Source organism: uncultured Corynebacterium sp., from assembly GCF_902489365.1.
GTDB lineage: Bacteria > Actinomycetota > Actinomycetes > Mycobacteriales > Mycobacteriaceae > Corynebacterium.
This window is the reverse complement of the sequence record NZ_CABTZR010000023.1, coordinates 1-24327: the sequence shown is the minus strand read 5'-3', so window position 1 is coordinate 24327 and position 24327 is coordinate 1. Positions and strand designations below refer to the sequence as shown.

Genomic DNA, 24327 nt, shown 5'->3' with positions numbered 1-24327 from the left:
GCATGTGGCGAGGGGTGGGGACTTAAGGCCTAGCCCCAGTTGGATTCCTTCTCAGCAGCCCAGTTGTCCTTGAACTGCTTGACGACGTCCTCCCACTTCAGGGTGCCTGAGGCATACTGCGACAGGGCCTGGCCAAAGTCATCCTTGAACTGCTGGGACGGGAAGTACTGGAAGTTCCACGGGTAGGTGGTCAGATCCTCGTCAGCGATAGCTTCCGCGACCTGCTCAGCTAGGGGATCATTTGGGGTGTCCTCGGCGGTGTAGTTCGCAAACGGTGCGATGAAGCCGAGGTCCTTAACCACGTGCTCCTTGCCAGCATCGGAGGTGAACAGCCAGTCCACGAAGTCCTTGGTGGCCTTCTGGTCGACCTCGGAGGCCTCAGAGTTCACGCCCAGGTAGTTCTCGGTACCGACGTTGATGCCGTAGTTCTCTTCGTCCGGCAGGCCCATGTAAATCGGCAGGAACTTGATCTTGTCTTCCTTGACCACGTTGCCGGAGGTCTCAGAGATCTGGGACCATGCCCAGTTACCGTTCTGGACCATGGCGGCCTTGCCCTGCGCAAACTCAGCCATGGAGTCAGACACCGTCTTGGAGGGGGCTAGAGTCTTCTCCACGGTGGAATTGTCCAGGTAGAGGTCGAAGAGGTTCTTGAATTCCTTGTTGTAGGAGAAGTCGATTTCGTTGGTATCCTCGACATTCTTGTCCTGGTACTCCTGCCAGATCGGGGCATTAGCCAGGTGAGTCTGCCAACGCCAGTCCTCGCCAGAAGTCAGCGAGGTGGAGGCGAAGGCACCTTCGATGCCAAGCTCATCCTTCTTGGCCTGCATGTCCTCGGCGACTTCCTTGAGCTTCTGGTAGCTCTTGATTTCGTCGGTGGACTTGATCTTCGCGCCGGAGGTGGCGATGTACTTGTCGAAGATCTCGTCGTTGTAGATGATGCCGAAGCCCTCGACGGCGAACGGAACGCCACGCACCTCGCCATCTTCGGTGGTCAGCGGCGGAATATCGTCGGTGAGCTGCTTGGCTACCTCGGTATCCGACATATCTGCCATGTAGTCCTGCCAGGTGATGAAGCCAGCTGGGCCATTGACCTGGAAGAGAGTCGGGGCTTCGTCCTTGCCAATTTCTGCCTTGAGGGTCTGCTCATAGGAGCCGGAGGCGGCAGTGACGACCTTGACCTTGACGCCGGTCTCTTCAGTGTAGGCCTTTGCGATCTCCTGGTATGCGGCGTCCTGTTCGGGCTTGAAGTTCAGGAAGTATACATCGCCTTCCTCGTCGGTAGAGCCGGAGCACGCGACGAGACTTGCGGCGGCGAGCATGGAAGCCATGCTGATGGATGCGATGCGAGTAAGACGCTTCATGAGGTCCTCATCTTTCTTGATGAAAAGCGGGATGATGAGCCGAGATGGATACCCGGCTCGTATTCGGTTGTGTCTGGGATTCCTTCCGTGACGAAGGATCTTCCCAGCGCCACCAAGTGCTTCATAGTGGATCGCAATCCAACTATGAACTGGTTAGCCTGTCTCCTACCTTAGTGAGGTATTCCACATAATCAAAAGAAAACGGACCTAAAACGCCCGATTGTGACCATATCCATATTCGGGCACGAAATCCTTCCCCATTTAAGGGGCAATCGGGCTTAAAACATACAAATCCATATAATAAACGGCTGAGAGCTGCGTTTCCGACCTGTGGTATTGGATGCCACTGGGGCATGCAGGCGGTTATGACAAGTCTCCCTTTGCGGGCTATGTGTGGAGAAGCCGCGCCTCGTCTCGGCGGGCGGGCAGCACGGACTCAAGGTAGGATGCCGTCGCCTCCGGAAGGGACACGTCCTCTCCCCTCTCTTGTGCAAGGAACCAGCGGTGGTCGACGATTTCGTGAAAAATCTGCGCGGGTTCGAGCTTCTGCAACATCTCCACGGGGACAGCGGCGATGGTCGGTTCGTACTCTTGCGTCATCCACAGGTGCGCGGCCTGGGTAAGCCCCATGTGGGGTCCACATTCGACGGCTTGGTAGGCCTGGATGGAACCCAAGAGGCGCTGGGCTTGGTGTTCCTCGACGCTTAATCCCGTCAAACTCAATAACTGTGCGCGGTAATGGCCAGGATCGACCACCACTGGGCGAATCCGCACCACGTGTTTCGAATCGTCCTTAGTGACCTTGAGCTCGCCTACATCGAACCCCAGTTGGTTGAGGCGGTCAGTCCGCTCGGAGACGCGCCAATACTCGCTGGCGTCCACGGATTCTTCTGCGGTCAGTTCCGTCCACAACTCGAGGTAAGAGCTCTCAACCAGGCTGCCTAGGGCGATGACATCGATGGAGGAATCCAAGCACTCTCCTGCTTGCAGGTCCATGAGTTCACCGATGATGTTAACGCGGGCGATGTCGACGTCGTAAAGCCTGCGTGACTCGGAGAGATTGGGCTGGAACTCTCCCGTTTCGGCGTCGACTAGATAGGCCGAATAAGTTTCGGCGTCCCGCCGGAAGAGGGTGTTCGACAGCGATACATCACCCCAATAGAAGTTCAGCAGATGCATGCGCACCAGCAGCATTGACAAAGCCCGGATTAGCTTTTCCGCCTCGGCTACCGTGAGGTGTCGCGAGAAGATCTCACGGTACGGTAGGGAAAACTCCAGGTGCTCAGTAACCAGCGCTGCGGTGAGCTCCCCGTAGCTCTCCTTGGCTGGGTGTCGGCCGGTAATCACGGCAACGGGGCGCACACTGGGTGCGCCAAGACGCTGCAGTTCGCGCAGCATCTTGTACTCGTGGTGGGCGGTACGCGCGCCGATTTCCTTGACCGCGACGATGCCGCGGTTAATCCCCACGAAACGCACGATGTGCCGGGAAATACCCCTGGGCAGGGCCGCAATGAGTTCAGCGGGCCACTGTTCCAGGGGTGTATCCCACGGCAGCGTCAGAAGTGCCGACGCGTACGTCGAGGAGGTGATACTCATAGACTCTTTCACGTCGAGTCACTCCACCTTCGTCGCTGAATTAATCCTGGCTCTATGTCTATGCGTACTGCTCTGCTCGGAGTAACCGGGCGCGGGCTACGGCAGGCGCTTTCCAGTCGAAGCTGAGAAGTTGTGCTGGCCGCCTTCGACGATGCGCGCATAGAAAACGCTGCCCGGGGCTGGTGCGGTGTTCGGTGCGGAGCGAACGACGATCTGACCGGATTCGGGAACGTCCTCGCTCGAGGAGCCGAGGTCACCTTCGCCCACCAGCTTGCCGTAGAGGAAGGAATCAGAACCAAGTTCCTCTACGAAGTCGAGCTTGATGGGAATGGAGTGGTCGGTGGATTCGCCCTCCGGGATGATCTCTAGGGCCTCCGGGCGGAAACCGATGGTGATGCGATCATTGTCCTCTGGGGTCATGGCCGCGATGGTTTCCGGGGACAGCTTGATGCGGGCGTGCCCCGAGGTAGCGTCACCATCCTTGACCGTAAAGGTACCGAGGTTCATGGCTGGGGAACCGATGAAGCCGGCGACGAAGACATTGGCTGGGCGGTCGTAGAGCTCGCGGGGTGCGCCGACCTGCTGCAGGTAGCCGTCCTTGAGCACCGCGATGCGGTCGCCCATGGTCAGTGCCTCGGTTTGGTCGTGGGTGACGTAGACGGTGGTGACCCCGAGCTTGCGCTGCAAAGCCGCGATCTGGGTACGCGTCTGCACACGCAGCTTAGCGTCGAGGTTGGAGAGCGGCTCATCCATGAGGAAGACCTGGGGATTACGGACGATGGCGCGGCCCATGGCTACGCGCTGGCGCTGACCACCGGACAGGGCCTTCGGCTTGCGCTCCAAGAACTCGGTCAGGCCCAAGGTGGCGGCGGCCTCATCGACGCGCTTGTTGATCTCGTCCTGGGACTTGCCTGCGATCTTCAGCGCAAAGCCCATGTTCTCGCGCACGGTCATGTGCGGGTAGAGCGCATAGTTCTGGAAGACCATAGCGATGTCTCGGTCACGCGGTGCGACGTGGGTGACGTCCTTGTCGCCGATGAAGATGGCACCGTCCGTGACGTTTTCCAAGCCAGCCAGCATGCGCAGCGTGGTGGATTTACCACAGCCGGATGGGCCAACCAAGACGAGGAACTCGCCGTCAGCGATTTCCAGGTTGAACTTCTTGACGGTGGGTTCTTTAGCCCCCGGGTAGGTTAGGGATGCATCTTTGAACGTTACGGTTGCCATAGCAAACTCTCCTCCATCGGCAGGTACGTGCCGAACGATCCGTAGTGTGAGAAAGAAGTGAAACAAGTCACTGTGCACCGAGTAAAGTGCCACTTACGACATTAGCACCGATGATGGTTATTACCACAAAAGCCCGAAAGCCATGACAGGCCTTCGGGCTTGCGGTGAGGAAAGCAGTTTTAGCGGTTGAGTGTGCCCTTCACCAAGTTGGATACCTCGGAGACAAAGTCGGACACAGCAGTCTTAGCGTTGCTGAACTTGGGGCCAAGCTCCATGTCCTTTACCGTGCGTGAGGTGATCTTGGATACCTCAGAGGTAAAGTCGCTGACCTGCTCGGAGCGGTGCGCAACGCCCCACTTGGTGACCTCCAGCAGGGAATCCTTGACAAAAGAGCCGTCAAGCTTCGACTCACCCAGCTCTCGCTCGGTAAAGGTGATCGGTACCTCGCGGACATCGAAGCCATCCTTGATGGCGCGGAAGGCAACGTCAACCTGGAAAATGTAGCCGGCGTTAGAGAGCTCCTCGAAGTCTAGGTGCTCGAGTAGCTCGCGACGGAAGGCACGGTAACCGGCGGTCATGTCGTTGATGCCGGCGCCCAAGGCGACCGAGATATACTTGTTGCCCAGGCGAGAGAGCAGCTCGCGGTTGGCCGGCCAATTGACGGTCTCGCCGCCCGGAACATAGCGAGAGCCGATGACCAAGTCGGCACCCTTGTCAATTTCCTCCAACAGCAGGTGCAGCTGCTCCGGTGCGTGGGAGCCGTCTGCATCCATCTCGCACAGCACCTGGTAGTCCTTCTCCAGGCCCCACTTGAAACCGGCGATGTACGCGCCGAGAAGTCCGCCCTTGCCCTCACGGTGGAGAACGTGCAGGTGAGAATCCTCAGCGGCCAGCTTATCCGCCGCGTCACCGGTGCCGTCCGGGGAGTTATCGTCCACAATCAGGATGTGAACCTCCGGCGTTGCCTTGCGCACGCGCCCGGTAATGAGCGGTAGGTTCTCGATCTCGTTGTAAGTAGGGATGATGACCAGGGTAGATTCGCGGGTCGAGCTCACTAGTTCCTTGCTCCTTTAGATTTCTTTCTGAGGCGCGCTGCGTCGTCCGGACAAGCGGGTGGAATAGATCGCATACAGCGCACAGACCGTTCCAATAATAGCCATGAGCCATTGCAGGAGCGAACCGTAACGCACCGCAAATGTACGCCCTTCTCGCAGCGGAAGCTCTTCTTCGAGATATGCCGGTTCAAAGATACCGCTGGCCTGGCTCACTGAGCCATCCGGGTGGACAATGGCAGAGACCCCAGACGTAGCCGCCACTACGACGGCCCGATCCGCCTCGATCGCGCGCAAGCGGCTCATGGCCAACTGCTGGTAGGTCATGTCGGAGTCACTAAAGGTGGCGTTATTCGTCGGTGTCGTGAGGATCTGCGCCCCGTTGTCGATGGCGGTTCGGAACGCCTGGTCAAAGCTCACCTCATAACACGTGGCAACGCCCACCGCAGTCCCGGCCATCGTGACCACGCCCGGACCGTCACCGGGCTTCATGTCGCCTGCCAGGTCCACCAGGTCGGTGATCTTCCTAAAGAAATCGCGCATCGGCATCGTCTCACCAAAAGGCTGCAGGTACTTCTTGTGGTGGTACTCCCCTGCCGAGCCATCCGGATTAAACACCTGCATGGTGTTTCGTGCGCCAACCTCATCCTGGGTCAGCGTTCCGACGAGGATTGGTGCATCGATGTCGTGGGTGGCGCCGTCGATAAGCTCTCGGGCGTCCTCATTCGCAAAAGGGTTGATATCGGAGGAGTTCTCCGGCCAAATGACGATGTCTGGCTCAGCGCCATCCTGGGCTGCCTGCTCAGTGACCCGGACGTGGTTATCCAGCACCGCGCGGCGTTGGGCGGCAAAGTCAAGGCCCAGCCGTGGAACGTTTCCTTGCACCGCGGCGACCGTCACCGTGCCTGTTGTGCGGCCTGGGCGGTCCACGCTCTGTGCCGCCAATAATCCGGCAAGCATCGGCACGGCCAAGAACGCACATGCCAGGCGCGGTGAGCGGGCAAGCCCCACCATGCCCGCGCCTACGCTGACCACCGCGCAGGTAATGAGCGCCGGCCCGCCCCACGAGGCGAGATTGGCGAGTGGGCCCTCTATTTGCCCCCAAGCGAGGCGCACCCACGCAAAACCGCCAAAGGGCACTGAGGAGCGCAGCAATTCTACCGCCACGTAGAAGAACGGGAAGAGAGCGAAACCGCAGTTTAAGCGCAGCAGCGCCGCCCCGCCGATACCAAGGAGGAGGCTATACAGGGACAGGAATAAAGCGAGCGCAATATAGGGCATGTTGCCCACCAACTCACCAATCCACGGCAGCGTGAACAAGTACAACACCGCGCTATGCACACAAGCGACAAGCGCCGCCCACCCCAGCCCTAGGGGCTTTGTCCACGGTGAGAGCGCTGCCACGAGCATCGCCATGCCGATTATGCCGGCGGCCCACCAGCCGCGTGGCTCAACGGCAAGGTAGGTCACGGCGCCCGACGCAGCAGCGAGAGCGAGCCGGGCCACCAGCACCACCACTACTTGTTTCCGTCCTCAAAGTCTTCGGGCTTGACGTGTTGGGTCCACGTGCGGATTTCATCTTCGTCCAAGACCTCATGCGACTGGCCTGGTTGATCCATGCCCCCCATTCCACCACCGGCGGCGCCTGCGCCAAAGGTGCCGAAGGAGCCATACGAGTCGCGGTGCTGCGCCATGGGTGAGGCCTCGTACACGCGCACGCCCATGTCTTCGATCTTCCGGAACATCGACGCCGCAAGCAGTGTGCGGATGACGGACCGCGTGGGGGCAAAGATGAGCAGCGCGCCGAAAATCGTGGAGACAAAACCGGGCAACGACAGGAGGATTCCGCCCACCATGGTCAGGCCTACGTTGCCTGCCGTCTTGCCCGGGGTGGGATCCTCCATTACATAGACTCCGTCTTCGATCTGGCGGATGCGGCTGACCATCATGCGGCGGACTTCCCAGCTGGCTATCGTCATACCGAAGAGCATGGTCAGCGCCAAGGCTAATAGTGCCCACAGCACACCAATCCACTCGGCAACTGCCCAAAACGCCAGGGTTTCGAGGAGGATGTACGCGATGAACAGAAGAAACGGCATGCAGCCCACCATACTTGCTGGGCCTGGCGCTTCGCAGTAGACCCTCCCAGAGCGATTAGACTGTCCCACCATGTCCCTCCCTGAGTCGAAGCATCCCGAATCCGATACCTTGCGCTTCCATCCCGCCGGCGGCGTTGTTACTCCCGAGCAGTGGCTCGCTCTGGGCCAGGCCGCCAGGGAACATGGCGATGGCAATGTGTACCTAGAGCAGCACAGCGTCATCAGCCTGCGAGGCGTCGACAATGCGCAGGTGCTTGGCGACGTCCCCCTGCCCACGACCGCCGCCCACGTACTAGCCTCTCCCCTGTCGCTGCGCGCCCGTCAGGTAGCGCAGCGGATTGCGGAAGCCCTAGCCGACGTCGATCAGGACGCCCCCGCGATAGCCCATGCCGCGCTTTTCGGTGTGGATAGCGGCGCTGGTGATCTCCTCTCACACGGTGTGGCGGCTGGGCTCCAACTATCCGGAGCTAACGCGGGAGGAGACGTGGGCGCCGATTCCGCACGCGTGATCCGAGAGGGGGCGGTGACCGGTCCAGCCCTAGAACTAGACGATGCTATTTCTCAGCTCGTGGACTACGTGCTCGAGCTATCTGCTCAGCGTCCTGAAGCCATCGATGGCTTCCCCTCACCGACGCGTGCTGCCTCTGCCGCGCCCTCCTTGCCCATCGGCTGGCTGACTGAGCACACGGAGCCCGGCCGCGTCGATCTGGGTGCGGGCCTGCAGGATGGCGTGCTGCCCGGAGAATACGCCGGGCTTATCGCCCAGCTGGGCGCTCCCATCTCGGTAACCCCTTGGCGCGGATTGGTCATCCACGATCTAGCCGAGGGAGATGCTGACGTTGTGTTGCGCGTCCTTGCACCGCGCGGATTCATCTTCGATGCGAACTCTCCTGTCCTCGGGCACCGTTAGCGCGGCATGTGCCGCCAGATGGGACGCGGTACCAGCTTCATCACCCACGCCAAGAGCTGAAGAGGCCGTGGAATCCATAGCGTGCAGGAAGACGGCCGCGATCCCACCGAGGACTCAATGGCCTGGACCACCGCTTGGGCCACAACGTCAGGGGTCACCGACAAGGGCGCGGGTTTCATCCCCTGAGTCATGGATCCAATGACGAAGCCGGGGCGCGCGGTGATCAGAGCTAGGCCGCTGCCGTGCAAACGATCTGCCAAGCCTTGGCAGAAGGCATCTAGGCCTGCCTTGGTCGAGCCATAGACATAGTTAGCCCGGCGGGCGCGCCACCCAGCGATGGAGGAAAAGGCCACGATGTGCCCTCTCGTCATGACGTCGGCAAGCACGGTGAGCATGGATACCTGCGCTGCATAGTCCACCAGCGCTATGTCGAAGGCGTGGGCTTCGTCGTGCTCCGCGCGCTCCTGATCGCCCAGTATTCCGAAGGCAACGACGGCCGTGGTGATCTCTCCCTCTGCGAGTGCTGCGGCTTGTTCGATGACCGCGCGGTGGGAGGAGACATCTGTGGCGTCGAAGGACAGCGTGTGCACGGACGTCGCTCCCCTGCTTAGGAGTTCGGAGCGCAGCCCGTCTATACCGTGTTCACCCCGCGCGGCGAGAACCACCGGGCGACCCTCACACAGCCGACGTGCAAGCTCCCCACCGATATCGCTGCGCCCGCCTAGGATCAGTAGCGCGCCAGTTTCTCCCATTAGCGCAACCCCCTCGGTGCCTGGTTCAGGGATTCATAGCCGGATTCGGTGGCCACCACGATGTCTTCAAGACGCATACCCCACTTGCCCGGCACGTAAATGCCCGGCTCGATCGAAAAGGCCATGGACTCGGCAAGCTCCAGCTCGTTTCCTTTCATGATGAAAGGCTCCTCGTGCGTCGACAAGCCAATGCCGTGCCCGGTGCGGTGCGTGAAGAACTCACCCCAACCGGCGTCTTCAATCACACTGCGCGTGGCACGGTCGATCTCCTGGGCGGTCGCACCCGGGCGCGCGGCAGCTCGTCCGTCAGCCTGGGCCTTCTCTAGGACCGCGTAAGCCTCACGAAACTCTGCCGGCGCGGCAGCAGGATCGGCGCCAACCACGTAGGTGCGGGTGCAGTCGGAGTGATAGCCCGAGGGCAGCGTGCCGCCAATATCCACTACCACGGGATCGCCGGCGGCGAGTACTCGGTCCCCAAAGTCATAGTGTGGATTGGCTCCATTCGGACCGGAGCCCACGATGATGAAATCTACCTCGCGGTGCTCGCGCAGAATGAGCTCCCGCAGATCTGCGGCTACGTCGGCCTCGGTGCGCCCCGGCTGCAGGAGGCGCGGCACCTCGGCGTGTACAGCGTCGATAGCCGCCGCTGCAGCGCGTAGCTCAGCCACCTCATCTGGATCCTTGCGGGTAAAAAGCTCGGCGAGGGCCTCGGTGGCCAGAACATACTTTGCAGCGTGCTGTTCTTTCGTGGACTTCGCCTCCAGGTTGTCAATTGCGGACTGAAAGCGCAGTACGTGATCGGCGGTGAGTGAGGACCCCAAGGCAACGGTGGTAGGGCGCACACCTCCCAAGGCCAGCGCATAGGGATCCTGCCCATCGCTCCATCCCACTAGCTGGGCTGCAACGCCCTGAAGCGACTCAATGTCGGTGCTGGGGGCGACGATTACCGGTTCGGCATCGGGGCGGATAACCAAGCAGGTCAGGCGCTCGTGGGAGGAAACCCACGAACCGGTGAGGTACGCGAATTCGGCGCCTGTCCCCACTAACAGGATGTCGATGCCCTTAGCAGCGGCGATAGCGCGGGAACGGCTTAGTCGGGACGCATAATCAGTCATGATAGTTAGCCTACCGCCCGCCTTCGTCCAGTTAAGCTGGGAGGCGTGAATTCCCATCGCGCTGCCGTCAAGATCCGTAATCGCTCAAGCTATTGCTCGGGAGTGCTCATCGATGCGTCCTTAGGCCCCCGCACCCAGCAGGCAACCCGGTTGGTTCTGACTTGCACCCACTTCTTCCGCGGCGGACTAGACAAAGGTGATCACTACAAGGTGAGTGGCGGGTTCAACCGGCGCGTGGCCGCCGTGCGCACGATTGACGGGACCGACATGGCGCTGTGCTTGCTAGACCGGCCGACCCCTCCCCGGGACCTTCCTGGGCTTGCAAAAAGCACCCCACCATTCCGCGCCCCAGTCACCACCTGGGGATACGGCGGAAAAGCTCGCCGTGCCCAGCAACGCAGTGGGCTTTTTCTCCTTCCCTTCTTCCGCACCTGGTCCATTGACTTCCGCACCACAGTCTCCCCCGCCGGATTTGTCTTCAACACGATTCCGGCAGTCAAAGGTGACTCGGGCGGTCCAGCTTTAGTCGATGACGCCGTCATCGGTACGCAAGCCCTCATACTTAACCCGCTGGGGCGCAACCTCAAGCTCGCCACCGTGGCGCTCGTTGCGCCCCATCGCCAAGCAATCGCTGCGGCAGCCACGGCGCTGCTTCGGGGTGGCTCCGAAGACTAGGCGCTAAGGCTAGGCACCGATGGCGACGACACCGCGCTGGATCGCGTCAATGGCGCGCCGGGCATTACGGCGAATTTCGTCCTCGTAGCCCGTCTTCGCCACCTGCTGAAGCAGGTCAATGACCTGACGGCACCAGCGGACAAAGTCACCAGGAGTCAGCTCCGCGCCTGACTCATTAGCCGCGGCCATGCAATAGGCCAGCGGCGCGCCCGCCGTCCACTGGTGGATAGCTAGTGCAAAAGAAGGCTCCGGCTCCCTCGTTTGCGGCAGGTTATGGCGCTTCTCATCGGCGACGAGCTCGGTGTAGATGCGCCAGGTTGCGTTCATGGCATCCGCCATCGCGTCAGTGGCCGCGCCGGGTTCCCCGCGAGTGGTCTTGCGGTTTTCGAAGACACAGAGGGAGGCCACACCGGCCAGCTCCGCAGGGTCGAGGTCGTTCCAGATACCGCGCTTGAGGCATTGCGCCACCAGCAGGTCCGATTCGGAGTGGATTTTGGCCAGGCGCTCACCTTCATCCGTGATGACCGGCTCGCGGTTTTCGCCGTAACCATCAAACTCCACGTAGTCCATCTCCGCCAGCAGATCCACGATGCGCTCGAAGGTGCGGCCAAGGGTATCCGTGGCGCGCTCGACCTTATCCTCAAGCCTGGCTAGCTCGCGTTCGCGGCGTGCCAGCTTCTGCGCCACCCCGGCCAGCTGCTCGCGGTCGGTCGCGGGCCAATGGTGCACTGGATGTTCGCGGAGGGCATCGCGCAATTGCGCGATCTTCTTGTTGGGGCGATTACGCGGCTCGGTGCGCATCTTCTTCGGTCGCTTGTAGTAATTGCGCTTGAAGGCCTCCTGGACAAATCGGGTATGGCGGCGCGGGTTCTTCTGCGCTGCGCGCGGGAGCTTCATGTGTCCGACGACGATCGGCGGATTATCAATGCCGGCGGAGTCGATGCGCCCAGACCACCCGGTCTCCGTGGTAACCCAGGGACGTGGATCAGCAGTCTGGTTTGCCGGGGTGATTACGACAGCCAGCGTTGGTCGCTTCTTGGTGGCGATAGCGATGACCTCACCGACCTGCAGCCGGCCCAAGACAGCCGCGACCTCCTTGTGCCGCTCCTCCTTCTTGGAGGCTCGGGCTGTCTTCTCCTCGTCAGTTAGTGCGCGGCGCAGCCGCATATAATCCATGAGGATCTCAGCTGGGTCTTCGCCATCGGTGGCCGGCGGTGCCAAGTTATCCACGGCCTGATCCAACTGTGCGCGCAGCTCCCGAACGCGGTGCTCGGCACGTTCAATCTCACGGGTTTCCTCCACAACGGATCCATCCGCCTGGAACTGGGCGAAAGACTTTTCTAACAGGCGCAGCGAGTCATCAAAGCCGAGCATGCCCAGCAGGTTGATGGCCATGTTGTAGCCGGGCTCGAAGGTAGAAATAAGCGGATAGGTACGAGTTGATGCAAGCCCCGCCACCGCGGCGGGATCCATGGCGGGTGCCCACTGCACGACGGCATTGCCCAAGGTATCGATGCCTCGCCTACCGGCGCGGCCGGTGAGCTGTGTGTACTGGCCCGGTGTCAGATCCACGTGTGCCTCGCCGTTAAATTTCACCAGCTTTTCCAACACCACGGTGCGCGCCGGCATGTTTATTCCTAGGGCCAACGTTTCGGTGGCGAAGACTGCCCGGACGAGGCCCTTGACGAACAGTTCCTCCACGATGTGTCTAAAGGCCGGCAGCATGCCCGCGTGGTGCGCGGCGAAGCCACGTGAGAGTGCTTCGCGCCAACGTTTGAAATCAAGGACCTTGAGGTCCTCCTCCGGAATGCCTTCCACGCCCTTATCGACGATGGCCTTGATCTCGGTGGCCTCCTCTTGGGAGGTCAACACCATTCGGGAGCGCAAGCACTGATACAACGCACCGTCGCAGCCCGCACGAGAGAAGATGAAGGTAATCGCCGGCAGCATCTCCATGGCCTGCAGCTCTTTGAGTACCTCCGGGCGGCCCAGCGGCCGGTAGCGGTCTTGCACGCGGGGTGCGCCGCTGCGCCGATCACTGTGCCGGCCGTGGCGCCCGCCACCTTTGTGACGGGCGCGGGCGCGGAAGCTCGCACGGTTCTGGGCATAGTCTGTGCGGCCATTATCGGTATCGCCCGCCTCTAGGCGCTGGATGCGCCGCGCCAGTTCAGCGTTTACCTGGCCGCCTGAGCCGGGTTCAAAGAGCGGATAGATTTTGCGGCCGACCATCATCCACTGATCCAGCGGAACGGGGCGCTTTTCGGTGACGATGACCTTGGTATCCCCGCGCACGGTGGTCAGCCACCGGCCGAACTCCTCGGAGTTGGACACCGTTGCCGACAAACCAATAATGGAGACGTGCTCCTCAAGATTGAGGATGACCTCTTCCCACACTGCGCCGCGTGAGGCGTCGGCCAAGAAGTGGATCTCATCCATTACCACGTGGGTCAAGCGATCCAAAGCGCCAGAGCCCGCATAAATCATGTTGCGCAGGACCTCAGTGGTCATCACGAGGATGTCCGCGGAAGAGTTGATGGAGACATCACCGGTCAAGAGCCCAACAGCATCCTCCCCATGTGCATCAACTAGGTCGTGATACTTCTGGTTACTCAGCGCCTTGATGGGAGTGGTGTAGAAACAGCGGGTTCCCTGGCGCAGCGCCAAAGACACCGCGAACTCACCGACTACGGTCTTACCTGCGCCCGTGGGTGCACAGACCAAAACGCCGTGGCCGTCTTCCACGGCTTGGCATCCCTGGATCTGGAAGTCATCCAGTGAGTACGGCAGTGCTTGGGTGAACTCGTCCATATGCGTCAGTGTCATAAGTCCCCAGGGTACCTGTCAGACACCGCCTGCTAATACGCCGGTCCCCGGCGCCAAGCAGAACGATTGAACAAGATCCCTAAGAAGGCTGACGAGGCTAGAGAACGTCGTCGAAAAAGCCGCTCTGCGGGGGCTGAGTGTTCGTCTGTTGAGGCTTCGACACCCGAGCTTCACCGCTCGAAACCGGGGCGCCAGGCCTGGAAGACACCGGCGTCGATGACGCAGAAACGTTAGTGGGCGCAGATACCGGAGTTGGTGCGCCAATGGCACCCGGACCTTCATCCAACGAAGAAGCAGTTTCATCATCCAAGTCCATCCAGTCTGGGCGCTGGCGCTTCTGACGCTTGTCGTTGATGCGGCAGAACTGGAAAGCTATCTCGACAAGGATTACGAGGGCACCGGCCAAGACCAACATTGAGAAGGGCTCTTGGCCCGGTGTGACAACCGCCGCGAAAATCATGATGGCGACAATGATGATGCGACGCTTGTCCTTGACGTGGTCATACTCCAAGACACCAATGAGGTTGAGGCAGACCACGAGTAATGGGATCTCAAAGCTCACGCCGAAAATCAGGAGCAACGCCAGCAAGAAGTAGAAGTAACGCTCACCTGTCAGCGCTGCAGTCTGGTACTCCTCGCCTATGCCCATGAGGAACTCCAGGCCCACAGAAAGGATGACGTAGGCAAGAACGGCGCCGAGGACGAAAAGCAGAACCGCTGTCGAGACAAACAAGAAGGTAAAGCGGCGTTCGTTCTTGTGCAGGCCGGGCACGATGAAGGCCCAGATTTGGTAGAGCCAGACCGGTGAGGACAATACGGTGCCGGCCAACGCACCGACCTTGAGGCGCAATAGCAGCATTTCGAACGGGCTGGTGGCGAGCAGGCGGCACTCACCGTCGGCGCTGAAAGAAATACGCTTTTCCTCAGGTAGCGAACAGTAAGGACCGCGCAGGATTTCGCCCAGCGGTGATAGCCCAAACGGGGCGTTCTGGTACCAGATGAAACCGATGATGGCGCCCACAACGAGAGCGAGAAGGGAAATGACGATGCGTCGGCGCAGCTCCTGGAGGTGCTGGACTAGTGTCATCTCCCCCGTTGGATTCTTGGGCTTGCGGCGTAACTTTGAGCTCCATTTTTGCTTCCGCGCTTTAGAAGTAGCACTCGACGGTGTACTCGCTGTACTCAAAGCAAGACCTCCACAGAAAAGCCCACGGCGGCAAGCAAGGCCTTAGCGCTTCGTTGCTCCGAGAAACTCGGAGCCTGCCCAGCCTGCCAAGAAAGTTTATTAGTTCTGGTTTCCGTCAGCCGGCTTAGAAGCGCGCGGCTGCATCTCCGGGCTATTCCAGAAGTCTTCGTCATTCTTCTTGGAAGCAGCAATCTGGGCCTGCTGCTCAGGAGTGTTGTTCTCTTCCTTCATTTCTTTAACTTCAGACTTGAAGATGCGCATGGACCGGCCCATAGAGCGTGCTAGCTCTGGCAGCTTCTTAGCGCCGAACAACAGCACGATAACGAGAACGACAAGGCCGATTTCCAAAGGTCCCACGGTCATTGGGGTGCCCCTTCTTTCTAGGTCGATAAAGCGTACGGTTCCAGGCAACAAAGTGCTGCACGGGACGCACACAAGAGAGCTCTTAGTCTGGCAGTTGAGTATAACGCTTTAGCGCCTGTTTTCTATGCTCCGAAATGGCGTCGACAAGCTTCTGGGGCCCCACGACCCGCAAACGGTCTGCTTGGCCGAGGGCGAAACGACTAAACCACGCCTCCGATCCGACCGGCATCGTTGCAGCTATGAACCCATTTTCAAGTGTTTCGCCTAGAGTGATGTCGTAATGTTCTGCGAGCCAGGTGAATTCTTGGTTAATCTCCAGCTCCGCAACAAGAGTGTGATCTAGGCCAAACGGCGAGTCCGGGTTGAAATCTAGCTCTCGCACGTGCGGGGTAGCGGAAGCTTCGAGCACCTCGACATCACTCATCCGGTCGAGGCGGAAGGTGCGGTGCTCCCCCACTGAGTCATCCCAAGCCACGAGGTAGGGCTCGCCATCCACGATGAAAATGCGGGCCGGATGCACGGTACGCTCGCTGGTCCGGTTGGAGGACATACTCCAGTAGGTAAAACGCACTTGCCGGCGCTTGTCGACGGCCCCCGCTAGTGTGGCCTGCACCTGCGACTCTTCGGGATCAATCGTGGCCAGCGAGTCATAAATAGCGGCGGTCTTTTCATCCATGATCTCGCGCAGTTTCGCGGCGGCGGAGTGGACCGCTGAGACGTCGACAAGCCCCGGCATCGCTTCTAAAGACTCCAGGGTGAGCAATAGTGCACCAGCTTCGGTGGGGGTCAGACGCAGTGCCTGGGTGAGGCCCTGGTCGTTGTAAATCTCGATGCCATCGCGGTAGCTAAAGCTTAAGTCGATGAGGTCTTCGGTATTGCGGCCCACCCCGGAGCAGAAAAGTCTATCGACAGCATCCTTAAGTTCAGCAGGGGTCATCCCTAAATCCTCAGCGGCCTCCATAGGGGTCAACCCCGGGTGGTTGCGCAGGTACGGGATCAGGTTGAGGGAACGAACCAGGGACTGCAGTTTGCGGGGCTGATCAGCCATGGCGGGACTCCTCCCTAAACTCCGTGGTCTTAACCGTGGTTGCCGTTGTCGCTGTATCGTTCCCGCCGACATTTAAGAGTGCGATGATGTCGGCACGAACTTCTGGCGGTTCAACCACGACGACGTCCGGAGCATACCCGGCCGCCGTGCGCACCAACCAGTCGCGGTGCACGCCGGTGAGCTCTAGGAGCCCATCCTCGCGCCTGCGTCCGGCGGCGACAAGCTCGGCAGCCTGCCCATGCGGTACCTCAAGGAGAGCATCGACGGTATCGCCTCGGTCGAGAGCCTCGACGACGAGGTCTTGCAGCGGAGCGGTGGGTTCCAAATGAGTTGCCTCGTGGCGCGAACGCTTGACGTTGTCCACGCGGGTAGCACGGAAAGTCCGGGGTGCCTGGCGGTCTACGTCCCAGCCGACGAGGTAGACGCGATCTCGGTGGTTGACCAGGCCCCAGGGATCCATGCGGCGTCGCACCGCTTCGGAGGACGGCGTCGCGTAATAGTCAAAGGTGATGCGGAGCCCAGCCCGCACTGCGGTGATGACTCCAGTAACGAGCTCCGGGCTCAGCCTGGTCATATCATTGACAGCAGTGTAGACGGGCGCTCCGCTCAGATCGCGGGAGGCGCCCGAGGCAGCCAGCTTGGTCCACGCGGACAGACTGAAATCGCTTAAGCCCCCAGGGGTGCCAATGCCGCCGGCAACGCCCAACACCATGGCTTCCTCAGGGGTGAAATCCACGGTAGGCAGCTGGTAGGTTTCGGGATCAAGACGGTATAGCGACCCTTGCTCGCCGCTGCTGTGCACTACCGGTACGCCAGCGCGCTGCAGTGTCAAAATGTCGCGGGAAAGTTGTTTCTGAAAAGCCTCGTCACTACGAGACTGGTAGCCCTCGACATGGCTGCGGATCCAGGCTGCGCTGCGGTCAGGGACCCCGCCTTGGTGCGCTGCGCCATGCAGTGCAAAGGTGAGGTTGGTGAGCCTTTCGATGGCGCGGTCTCTGACCGGCGTCCGGGCTGCGGGGCGATCTGCTGAGGGCATAGTGGCAGGTTCCTTGATCAGCTCTAAGGCTCTAAGAGCCTGTATGCGAACGCATGTAGTCTAACAATCCTTCAAGGCGCGGATCCTCGCACACAAAGGGATCGGAGAACTCCTCGGTCATGGGCTCTGGGCGGTTGACCTTCATCCGTGTCCAATCCACCGTCACCGCGGCATCGAGCTCGCGGGCAACAGCGAGAAACTCCCCGCGCAGCTTGGCGCGGGTAGTTCGCGGGGCGGTGTCGATGGCGGCATCGATTGCAGCATCGTCGATCCAGCGCTTCACCATGCCGCGCTGCTCTAATACGCTGTAGAGGCCGCGGCCGGGACGGATGTCGTGGTAGGTCAGGTCAATCTGTGCCAGCTTGGGATGCGCCCAATCCCCGCCTAAGCGTTCGCGGTAGCGCTCCAGCAGGCTGCGCTTGATGACCCAGTCGATCTCGCGGTCAACACCGGAGAAATCCTGAGTCTCAATGGCCTGGAGGGTGCGCTTCCACAAGTCCACGACACGGGCCAGCTCAGCCGTCGGCGTGCCTGTGTCTTCGCGGTGTTCCAGCCAACGCTCAGCGGCGGTACAGAGCTCTTGCTGCACTGCGAGCGCGGTGGTGCTGCCGCCTCCCTCAAGCGGGAGCTCGGTGCGGCCGGTGGGGTCGAGGGCGATAGCCCTAATGTGTTTAATTGGCTCGAGTACCGAGAATGCCGGCACCTCAAAGCCCGCTTCCAGCATCTCCAGCATGAGGAGCGTGGAGCCAACTTTGAGGGCAATTGTGGGCTCAGCCATGTTGGAGTCGCCAACGATAACGTGCATGCGGCGGAAACGCTTGGAATCACCATGCGGTTCATCGCGAGTATTGATGATGGGCCGCGAGCGAGTCGTGGCGGAGGACACGCCTTCCCAGACTTGGTCGGCGCGCTGCGAGAGCACGAACCGCGCAGGTTCCTCTCCCCTGGCAGGTCTAATCATCCCCGCGCCACAGATGAGCTGCCGGGTGATCATGAACGGCAGGAGAGCTTTGCCGAGGTCCTTGAGCACCACGTGGCGGCCGATGAGGTAGTTCTCGTGGCAGCCGTAGGAATTGCCCGCAGAGTCCACATTGTTCTTGAACAAATAGACGGCGCGCTTCTCCCCCTCGTCCGCCAGGGCTTCCTCTGCCTGGACGGCCATGCGATTGACCATGGCATCGCCGGCGCGCTCATAGGCAATGAGCTGGCTCAGGCTATCGCACTCGGCGGTAGCGACCTCCGGGTGGGAACCGACGTCAAGGTAGAGACGGGAGGCGTTGGGGCTAAAGATATTGGAGGAGGAGTACGTCGACACGATGGGCCGGAAAAGCACGCGGGCGATCTCATCCGGGGACATCACCCGCTGTCCATCGCTTGCGCTCGCAGTAATGCCGTACTCGGTTTCGATGCCCATAATCCGCCGTGCATAAACGGGGGCGCTATCGGAGGGCTGCTCCACCTTTATTCGCCGCCCTTTTGGACGTAGGAGCGCACGAACTCCTCGGCATTGGACTCCAAAAGGCCGTCAATCTCATCGAGGAGGTCATCGGTACCCGCGCTGTTGATGCTGACTTGTCCGGCGTCGAACTCCGGAGTGTCGCCTCCTTGACCGTTGCCGCCACCGGCGTTGATCTGAGACTGCTGTCCGCTCATTCTTAAGAGCTCCTTTCGCGAGTGGAAAATGCTGCGCTAATACAGTGTAGGGTACTCGATTCGCACCCCGAGCTGGCGCAAATTATCAACGAAGTCGGCGGCACTGCCCGCAGATTCCAGCAGAACGCCCACCTCGTCCTGCCCGAGTCTTGTGGTGTCGTCGAGCGCCACGCAGGCAGTACCAGAGTTGGCTCCCTCGGCCTCACCGATGCGGAAGGTCAGCGACTGCCAGGACGCCGCCACGACATCCTCCCCGAACTTCCGGGTGGCATGGCCGCGCAGGTAGGCGCGGGTATCCGCAGGAGGAGTGTCGGCAGCCGCGGCAATCTCTTCCTCGCTGACCAAGGTACGCATTTGCCCCTTGCGCACGAGCGCATGGTGGAGGGACTTGGCCGGATCGATATCGGTGTATTGCAGATCGATGAGCGCCAGTTTCGGGTCATCGGCAGCCACGCCGCGGTCGAGGTAGCCCTTAATCAAGCGATACTTGGCCACCCAATCCAGCAGGTGGGCGGCCTTGAGCGGATTATCAGCCAAAAGCGCGACAACCTCATCCCAGGCGGCGAGCACCTTTTCATCCGCCTCAGTGGTGGCGGTGACCCTCTCCCGGTAGACGGCGAGGATGTCGAGGGCGGTGAGGCGGCGGCCGTCGCGAAGCGCCAGCTGGTGCGTCAAGGTGAGGTCGCGGCTCACCCGCTGCACCTCCTCCACCGGCTCTGCTAGGCGCAGATCGCTGAAATCAACTCCTTTCTCAATGGCATCCAGCACCAGGGAGGTCATGCCCAGTTTGAGCAGCGTCGACGTGTGGGACATCGTGGCATCACCGATGATGACGTGTAGGCGACCGAAGTCCTCGGCGACCGCGTGTGGTTCATCACGGGTGTTGATGATGCCACGGTTGAGGGTGGTCTCCAAGGAGATCTCCTGCTCGATATAGTCCGCGCGCTGCGAGATCTGGAAGCCTGGCTCTTCACCGTCAGCGCCCAAGCCCATACGGCCGGCACCTGTGATTACCTGGCGGGAAACGAAGAAGGGAATCAGCCCCTGGGCAATGTCGTCGAAGTCCGTATCCCTGGAGTACTGATAGTTCTCGTGGCTGCCATACGAAGCCCCCTTGCCGTCCACGTTGTTCTTGTAGAACTTCAGCGGCGGGCAGGGATCATGCGTGGCCAACACGGACGTGCCCTGCGCGGTCAGCGATGCTACGGCCTCCCCTGCACGTCGCAAGATGAGGTCGCCAGCGGCGTCGTAAAGCATCGCATCCCAGGCATTCGTGCACTCCGGCGAGGAGTACTCAGGGTGGGCGTGATCGACGTAGAAACGCGCGCCATTGGCGGTCACCACGTTGGCCACACCCAAGGCGTTCGGGTCCACGACGGGCACGGTGTGGTAGCGCTTGAGATCGAAGCCGCGGCTATCGCGCAGTGGGTGCTCCTCCCGAAAATCCCAGCGGGAGCGCGCACCGGTATGCAGGGCGGCATAAGCCACAACAGCATGGGTGGAGGTCACAATCGGTGACAGCGCCGGGTTGGACGGCGTGGAGATTCCATATTCAGTTTCGGTTCCTAGAACACGGCTCATGGCTACACTCCCATCAATTCGACCTGCGTGACATATGCGCCAGCAGAGGTACCGGCGACGATCTTCGCCCACTCTTCCGGGTTGGCGGAGGTGGGGACGTATTCCGATTCAGCCTGCTCCGCGGCTATAGCCTCGTGGAGATGCGCTGCAGTAATGCCGGTGGACTGCGCCCCATCGGTGGCAGTGGCTGCGTCCAACGCTTCCTTAATCGCTAGCTTCTTGGCACGGGAAACGATGTTGGCGATCATGGCGCCAGACACGAAGTCTCGGTAGTGCAGCACGCGCGGATCCGCGTTAGCGAAGTGGAGTTTGACAAACGGCCGCTCGGCGTAGAGGTCTTCGACTGCGGTATCGATGAGTTGGGAAAGGTTGCCCTCGTGCGGGACTGATTCCGAGAAGTGGCGGGCGAAGATTTCGCGAGCGCCCTGTTTGGTCGGCCGGTTGACGCGAATCTTGATGTCGAGGCGTCCCGGGCGCATGATGGCTGGGTCGATGAGTTCCTCACGGTTGGTGGCACCGATGACGATGACGTTGCTGAGCTTCTCGACGCCGTCCAGCTCCGTCAGCAGCTGCGGGACAACGGTGGTTTCCATATCGGAAGACACACCGGAGCCGCGCGTGCGGAAGATGGACTCCATCTCATCGAAGAAGATGATGACCGGGCGCTGGCTGCCATCGGCCGTGGGCTCGGAGGCAAGTTCGCGGGCGCGCTCAAAAATGAGGCGGATGCGCCGCTCAGTCTCACCGACAAACTTGTTGAGCAGCTCAGGGCCCTTCACGTTGAGGAAGTAGCTGGGCGCAGTGGCCCCCAGGGACGCGGACAGCGAATGCGCCACCGCTTTGGCGATGAGCGTCTTGCCGCAGCCGGGTGGGCCGTAGAGCAGCACGCCCTTAGGCGGCTGGAGATCGTACTGGCGGTAGAGCTCTGGGTGGAGGAAAGGCAGCTCGACGGAATCGCGGATAAGGGAGATCTGTTCGTCCAGGCCACCGATGTCCTCGTAGGAGACGTCCGGCACTTCCTCCAGTGTGAGCTGCGCTACCTCGGTCTTGTGCACGCGCTCGGTGGCCACGCCTGATTTCGGCTCGACTAAGAGGGTATCGCCGGCGCGCACGGTATCGCGCAGTGCTGCGGCGAGGAGAACAACCTGCTCTTCACCAGAGGAATTGATGACCACGGCGCGGTCGGCGCCGAGACGTTCTTGGAGCGTCGCCAGCGCGCCCGTATTTACCGGGGCGCAGGCCTCTACGACGACGAAGCCCTCGCCCAAGCGCACCTGCTGCCCTACTTTCAGGGAGCCGGGCTCCAGGTTCGGCGAAATCTTAACCCGCATGGCTCGGCCATTGGTATAAACCTCGGCGTCACGGCGTGAATCATGCGCGCGCCCGGAATAGCCCAGAAAGACACCGTATGTGGAGGCGGGTTCCGCAAGGGCATCAACCTCCGCGAGCATCTGCTGAAGCTTGGTGCGCGCATCCTTCAACAGGGCAGCAAGCTTGGCATTGCGTTCAGCGAGCTGCTCTATCTGGCGACGCTGCTGGCCAAGTTCCTGGGAATGAGTGGCATCGTTCATAGAGTCCACCCTAGCGCGCAGTGCGCCACGTTTAACCTCGGGGCTTATTTTCGGGCGCGGCGCTGCGGGCGGGGTGGAGTGACACCGTCGGCAAGCCGGCGCGTCCAGATCAGAAACGCCGTGTGCGCGTTCATGCGATGCTCCGGGCGGGTGGCCAAACCTTCCACCTTCCATTCACGCACGAGGGACTCCCAGGCCCGCGGCTCCGTAAAGCACTTGAGCTCGCGGATGCCCTCCATCACCTTCATCAGCTGCGGCACGGTGGCGACATAGGTCATGAAAACGCCGCCCGGGATGAGGATGTCGCGCACCTTCTCGAGGTGCTCCCAGGGCTCGAGCATGTCCAAAATAACGCGGTCCACGGGGCCGCCCAGCTCCTCGACGGTGACATCGGCCAAGTCCCCCAGACGCGGGCTCCACCATTCGGGCTGCTTACCGAAGTATTCGGTGACGTTGTCCACGGCGTATTCCAAGTGGTCATCGCGCACCTCATAGGAGAAAACGTGGCCCTCTGGCCCCACGGCGCGCAACAACGTCATCGAGAGAGCACCGGAACCGGCGCCAGCCTCGAGCACGCGGGCGCCCATGAAGATATCGCCTTCGACCAGAATCTGCGCGGAGTCTTTGGGATAGATCACCGCAGCACCCCGTGGCATCGACAGGACATGGTCCACCATGAGGTGGCGGAACAAGAGGAAGGAGCTACCCAGAGTCGAATCGATGACGGAGCCTTCATCCATGCCGACGACATCATCGTGGTTGATGATGCCCTTGTGCGAATGGAACTGGCCTCCCTCCTCGAGGACGATGGTGTAGTGACGCCGCTTGGCATCGGTGAGCTGCACGCGGTCGCCGTAGCGGAAGGGGCCAGAATAAGCCATGGCGTGGGAACCTTTCACATAGTTGAAGGTGGCAAGGATTAACCCACCAAGTATGCCTCAAGGGCGTTACCAAGCCATAGTTGGTCGCGCTCGCCCACCAGCTCGCGGGCCGAGTGCATCGAGAGCATCGGCACTCCCACGTCGACGGTGGGAATGCCCAAGCGGGTGGCGGAAATCGGGCCGATGGTGGAGCCACAGGGCACGTCGTTATTGCCTACGAAGCGCTGGTAGGGCACCTCAGCGCGGCGGCAGGCAGATTCCCACAGGGCCACAGTGTTGGCGTCGGAAGCGTAGCGCTGGTTGCCGTTGATCTTGGTCACAGGTCCCTGGCCGATGATCGGGTGGTGCGTGGGATCATGCTTCTCCGCGTAGTTGGGATGCACGGAGTGGGCGGCATCCGCAGACACACAGCTGGAGCGCGCGAACATCTGGAAGCGCTGCTCCTCGTTCGCCCCGAGCGCCCGTGCGGTGCGGGTCAGAATATCACCCAGAATCGGGCCACCCGCGCCATAGCGCGAGGAGGAACCGACCTCTTCGTGGTCGAAGGCCGCCATGACGAGGATGTCCTTGTGCTCAATTGAGTCGGCGTTGCGGGCGGCGGCGAGGAGGGCACGCAGGGAGGCGTGAACGGAAGAGAGATTGTCCATGCGTCCAGCAGCGATGAGCTTTTCGCCGGCGCCAAAGACCTCACCGCGCTGGGCATCGGCGGTAATGAGGTTGAAGGAAGCTATGTCTTCCGGGGCAACGCCGAGCTGCTTGCCGACGACCCCCATCACCGACGTCTCCGGAGTGCCCACGGAGAGCACCGGCTGCATGTGGCGCTGGCGATCCGGCTTGAACTCATCCTTGCGGTAGAGGTGGATAGCCAGCGAAGGCAAGCGCAGCAAGGGGCCGGTGTTGACCAAGTGGCGGCTACCATCCTTCGTGATGACCTGGCCTCCCACGGTGAGCTCTCGGTCGAACCAGCTGTGAAGAAGCACGCCGCCATAGACTTCCACAGCCACCTGCTGCCAACCGGCAGAATCGAAGTCTGGGGTCGGTTTGAGAGCCAGCCCGGGCGAATCCGTATGGGAGCCGATAATCCGGAAGCCGGAGTCTGGGCTCGCGCCCTCGGGGACAAACCAGGCCATGACCGCACCACCCCGGACCATGACGTGGCCGCCCGCTTCGGCTGACCACTCGACGGACTCATCCTGGCGGCTAAAACCCGCCTCAACGAGTCTGCGCGCTACCTCCTCAGCCGCGTGGTAGGAGGACGGGCTGGCGCCGATGAAATCGAGAAAATCTTGTGTAGTGCTCATGCTTCCAGCTTGCCACGACCTGCCGGGTCATGCCGGAAGGACTGTGGGTGCCTATGCGCTAGGCTGAGAAACATTATGCCGAAACGACTAGCCCTCT

21 protein-coding genes are annotated in these 24327 nt (G+C 61.0%); 2 read left to right on the top strand and 19 right to left on the bottom strand.

Features of this window, described 5'->3' with window-relative positions:
• Positions 1-29: 29 nt before the first annotated feature.
• The 6 genes from RDN59_RS05295 to RDN59_RS05270 all read right to left on the bottom strand — a co-directional run bounded on the left by RDN59_RS05295 (position 30) and on the right by RDN59_RS05270 (position 7335).
• Complete coding sequence (locus tag RDN59_RS05295; protein WP_308606936.1) at positions 30-1361, bottom strand: ABC transporter substrate-binding protein; 1332 nt, start codon at positions 1359-1361, stop codon at positions 30-32.
• A 387-nt stretch (positions 1362-1748) separates the two neighbouring features.
• The gene (locus tag RDN59_RS05290) at positions 1749-2969 is read right to left on the bottom strand and encodes a DUF4032 domain-containing protein (RefSeq protein ID WP_308606935.1); all 1221 of its coding nucleotides are present in this window, start codon (positions 2967-2969) and stop codon (positions 1749-1751) included.
• 84 nt (positions 2970-3053) lie between these two features.
• Positions 3054-4184, bottom strand: coding sequence for an ABC transporter ATP-binding protein (locus RDN59_RS05285; RefSeq protein WP_046649164.1), 1131 nt, complete (start codon positions 4182-4184; stop codon positions 3054-3056).
• 179 nt (positions 4185-4363) lie between these two features.
• The gene (locus RDN59_RS05280) at positions 4364-5239 is read right to left on the bottom strand and encodes a polyprenol monophosphomannose synthase (protein WP_071410128.1); all 876 of its coding nucleotides are present in this window, start codon (positions 5237-5239) and stop codon (positions 4364-4366) included.
• Between the two features lie 15 nt (positions 5240-5254).
• Complete coding sequence (gene lnt, locus RDN59_RS05275; protein ID WP_308606944.1) at positions 5255-6751, bottom strand: apolipoprotein N-acyltransferase; 1497 nt, start codon at positions 6749-6751, stop codon at positions 5255-5257.
• A gap of 2 nt (positions 6752-6753) precedes the next feature.
• Positions 6754-7335 carry an FxsA family protein gene (locus RDN59_RS05270; protein ID WP_308606934.1) on the bottom strand — a complete coding sequence of 194 codons (582 nt, stop codon included), beginning with the start codon at positions 7333-7335 and terminating at the stop codon, positions 6754-6756.
• Positions 7336-7405: 70 nt separating this feature from the next.
• On the opposite strand from RDN59_RS05270, the gene RDN59_RS05265 reads away from it, so the two are divergent.
• Positions 7406-8245 (top strand): cobalamin biosynthesis protein, encoded by an 840-nt coding sequence (locus RDN59_RS05265; RefSeq protein ID WP_308606933.1) that lies wholly within the window; start codon positions 7406-7408, stop codon positions 8243-8245.
• On the opposite strand, the gene RDN59_RS05260 is transcribed toward RDN59_RS05265, so the two are convergent.
• Both RDN59_RS05260 and RDN59_RS05255 read right to left on the bottom strand, forming a co-directional pair.
• A complete protein-coding gene (locus tag RDN59_RS05260; protein WP_308606932.1) occupies positions 8242-8997 on the bottom strand; it encodes an SDR family oxidoreductase in 756 nt (251 codons plus the stop codon). The genes RDN59_RS05265 and RDN59_RS05260 overlap by 4 nt on opposite strands.
• Positions 8997-10112: a Xaa-Pro peptidase family protein gene (locus RDN59_RS05255; protein ID WP_308606931.1), complete on the bottom strand. Its 1116-nt coding sequence runs from the start codon at positions 10110-10112 to the stop codon at positions 8997-8999. The genes RDN59_RS05260 and RDN59_RS05255 overlap by 1 nt, the downstream gene beginning before the upstream one ends.
• Before the next feature lie 45 nt (positions 10113-10157).
• Between RDN59_RS05255 and RDN59_RS05250 the strand changes: the two genes are divergently transcribed.
• On the top strand, positions 10158-10787 hold the full coding sequence (locus RDN59_RS05250) for a hypothetical protein (protein WP_308606930.1): 630 nt from the start codon (positions 10158-10160) through the stop codon (positions 10785-10787).
• 9 nt (positions 10788-10796) lie between these two features.
• Here RDN59_RS05250 and RDN59_RS05245 read toward each other — a convergent pair whose 3' ends face one another.
• The 11 genes from RDN59_RS05245 to RDN59_RS05195 all read right to left on the bottom strand — a co-directional run bounded on the left by RDN59_RS05245 (position 10797) and on the right by RDN59_RS05195 (position 24230).
• On the bottom strand, positions 10797-13610 hold the full coding sequence (locus RDN59_RS05245) for an RNA helicase (RefSeq protein ID WP_308606929.1): 2814 nt from the start codon (positions 13608-13610) through the stop codon (positions 10797-10799).
• A gap of 97 nt (positions 13611-13707) precedes the next feature.
• The gene (gene tatC, locus RDN59_RS05240; RefSeq protein ID WP_308606928.1) at positions 13708-14697 is read right to left on the bottom strand and encodes a twin-arginine translocase subunit TatC; all 990 of its coding nucleotides are present in this window, start codon (positions 14695-14697) and stop codon (positions 13708-13710) included.
• 198 nt (positions 14698-14895) lie between these two features.
• Positions 14896-15159, bottom strand: a complete 264-nt coding sequence (gene tatA / locus RDN59_RS05235) for a Sec-independent protein translocase subunit TatA (protein WP_070446624.1) — start codon at positions 15157-15159, stop codon at positions 14896-14898.
• A gap of 82 nt (positions 15160-15241) precedes the next feature.
• Positions 15242-16207 (bottom strand): WYL domain-containing protein, encoded by a 966-nt coding sequence (locus RDN59_RS05230; RefSeq protein ID WP_308606927.1) that lies wholly within the window; start codon positions 16205-16207, stop codon positions 15242-15244.
• Positions 16200-17243 carry a WYL domain-containing protein gene (locus tag RDN59_RS05225; RefSeq protein WP_308606926.1) on the bottom strand — a complete coding sequence of 348 codons (1044 nt, stop codon included), beginning with the start codon at positions 17241-17243 and terminating at the stop codon, positions 16200-16202. Before RDN59_RS05225 ends, RDN59_RS05230 begins: the two co-directional genes overlap by 8 nt.
• Before the next feature lie 31 nt (positions 17244-17274).
• The gene (gene pafA, locus RDN59_RS05220) at positions 17275-18657 is read right to left on the bottom strand and encodes a Pup--protein ligase (protein ID WP_308606925.1); all 1383 of its coding nucleotides are present in this window, start codon (positions 18655-18657) and stop codon (positions 17275-17277) included.
• A gap of 47 nt (positions 18658-18704) precedes the next feature.
• Complete coding sequence (locus tag RDN59_RS05215) at positions 18705-18896, bottom strand: ubiquitin-like protein Pup (RefSeq protein ID WP_010186632.1); 192 nt, start codon at positions 18894-18896, stop codon at positions 18705-18707.
• 36 nt (positions 18897-18932) lie between these two features.
• Positions 18933-20477 carry a depupylase/deamidase Dop gene (gene dop / locus RDN59_RS05210; RefSeq protein ID WP_308606924.1) on the bottom strand — a complete coding sequence of 515 codons (1545 nt, stop codon included), beginning with the start codon at positions 20475-20477 and terminating at the stop codon, positions 18933-18935.
• 2 nt (positions 20478-20479) lie between these two features.
• Positions 20480-22048, bottom strand: coding sequence for a proteasome ATPase (gene arc, locus RDN59_RS05205; protein WP_308606923.1), 1569 nt, complete (start codon positions 22046-22048; stop codon positions 20480-20482).
• Between the two features lie 44 nt (positions 22049-22092).
• Complete coding sequence (locus RDN59_RS05200; protein WP_010186638.1) at positions 22093-22929, bottom strand: tRNA (adenine-N1)-methyltransferase; 837 nt, start codon at positions 22927-22929, stop codon at positions 22093-22095.
• Between the two features lie 38 nt (positions 22930-22967).
• Positions 22968-24230, bottom strand: a complete 1263-nt coding sequence (locus tag RDN59_RS05195) for a M18 family aminopeptidase (protein ID WP_308606922.1) — start codon at positions 24228-24230, stop codon at positions 22968-22970.
• Positions 24231-24327 lie beyond the last annotated feature (97 nt).

Coding starts and splice junctions, on each gene's coding strand:
- RDN59_RS05295 (WP_308606936.1), bottom strand. CDS start 1,361: ATGAAGCGTCTTACTCGCATCGCATCCATCAGCATGGCTTCCATGCTC.
- RDN59_RS05260 (WP_308606932.1), bottom strand. CDS start 8,997: ATGGGAGAAACTGGCGCGCTACTGATCCTAGGCGGGCGCAGCGATATC.
- pafA (WP_308606925.1), bottom strand. CDS start 18,657: ATGGGCATCGAAACCGAGTACGGCATTACTGCGAGCGCAAGCGATGGA.
- tatC (WP_308606928.1), bottom strand. CDS start 14,697: ATGACACTAGTCCAGCACCTCCAGGAGCTGCGCCGACGCATCGTCATT.
- RDN59_RS05270 (WP_308606934.1), bottom strand. CDS start 7,335: ATGCCGTTTCTTCTGTTCATCGCGTACATCCTCCTCGAAACCCTGGCG.
- RDN59_RS05225 (WP_308606926.1), bottom strand. CDS start 17,243: ATGCCCTCAGCAGATCGCCCCGCAGCCCGGACGCCGGTCAGAGACCGC.
- RDN59_RS05230 (WP_308606927.1), bottom strand. CDS start 16,207: ATGGCTGATCAGCCCCGCAAACTGCAGTCCCTGGTTCGTTCCCTCAAC.
- RDN59_RS05285 (WP_046649164.1), bottom strand. CDS start 4,184: ATGGCAACCGTAACGTTCAAAGATGCATCCCTAACCTACCCGGGGGCT.
- RDN59_RS05245 (WP_308606929.1), bottom strand. CDS start 13,610: ATGACACTGACGCATATGGACGAGTTCACCCAAGCACTGCCGTACTCA.
- tatA (WP_070446624.1), bottom strand. CDS start 15,159: ATGACCGTGGGACCTTTGGAAATCGGCCTTGTCGTTCTCGTTATCGTG.
- RDN59_RS05200 (WP_010186638.1), bottom strand. CDS start 22,929: ATGGCTTATTCTGGCCCCTTCCGCTACGGCGACCGCGTGCAGCTCACC.
- arc (WP_308606923.1), bottom strand. CDS start 22,048: ATGAACGATGCCACTCATTCCCAGGAACTTGGCCAGCAGCGTCGCCAG.
- RDN59_RS05255 (WP_308606931.1), bottom strand. CDS start 10,112: ATGACTGATTATGCGTCCCGACTAAGCCGTTCCCGCGCTATCGCCGCT.
- RDN59_RS05265 (WP_308606933.1), top strand. CDS start 7,406: ATGTCCCTCCCTGAGTCGAAGCATCCCGAATCCGATACCTTGCGCTTC.
- RDN59_RS05215 (WP_010186632.1), bottom strand. CDS start 18,896: ATGAGCGGACAGCAGTCTCAGATCAACGCCGGTGGCGGCAACGGTCAA.
- dop (WP_308606924.1), bottom strand. CDS start 20,477: ATGAGCCGTGTTCTAGGAACCGAAACTGAATATGGAATCTCCACGCCG.
- RDN59_RS05195 (WP_308606922.1), bottom strand. CDS start 24,230: ATGAGCACTACACAAGATTTTCTCGATTTCATCGGCGCCAGCCCGTCC.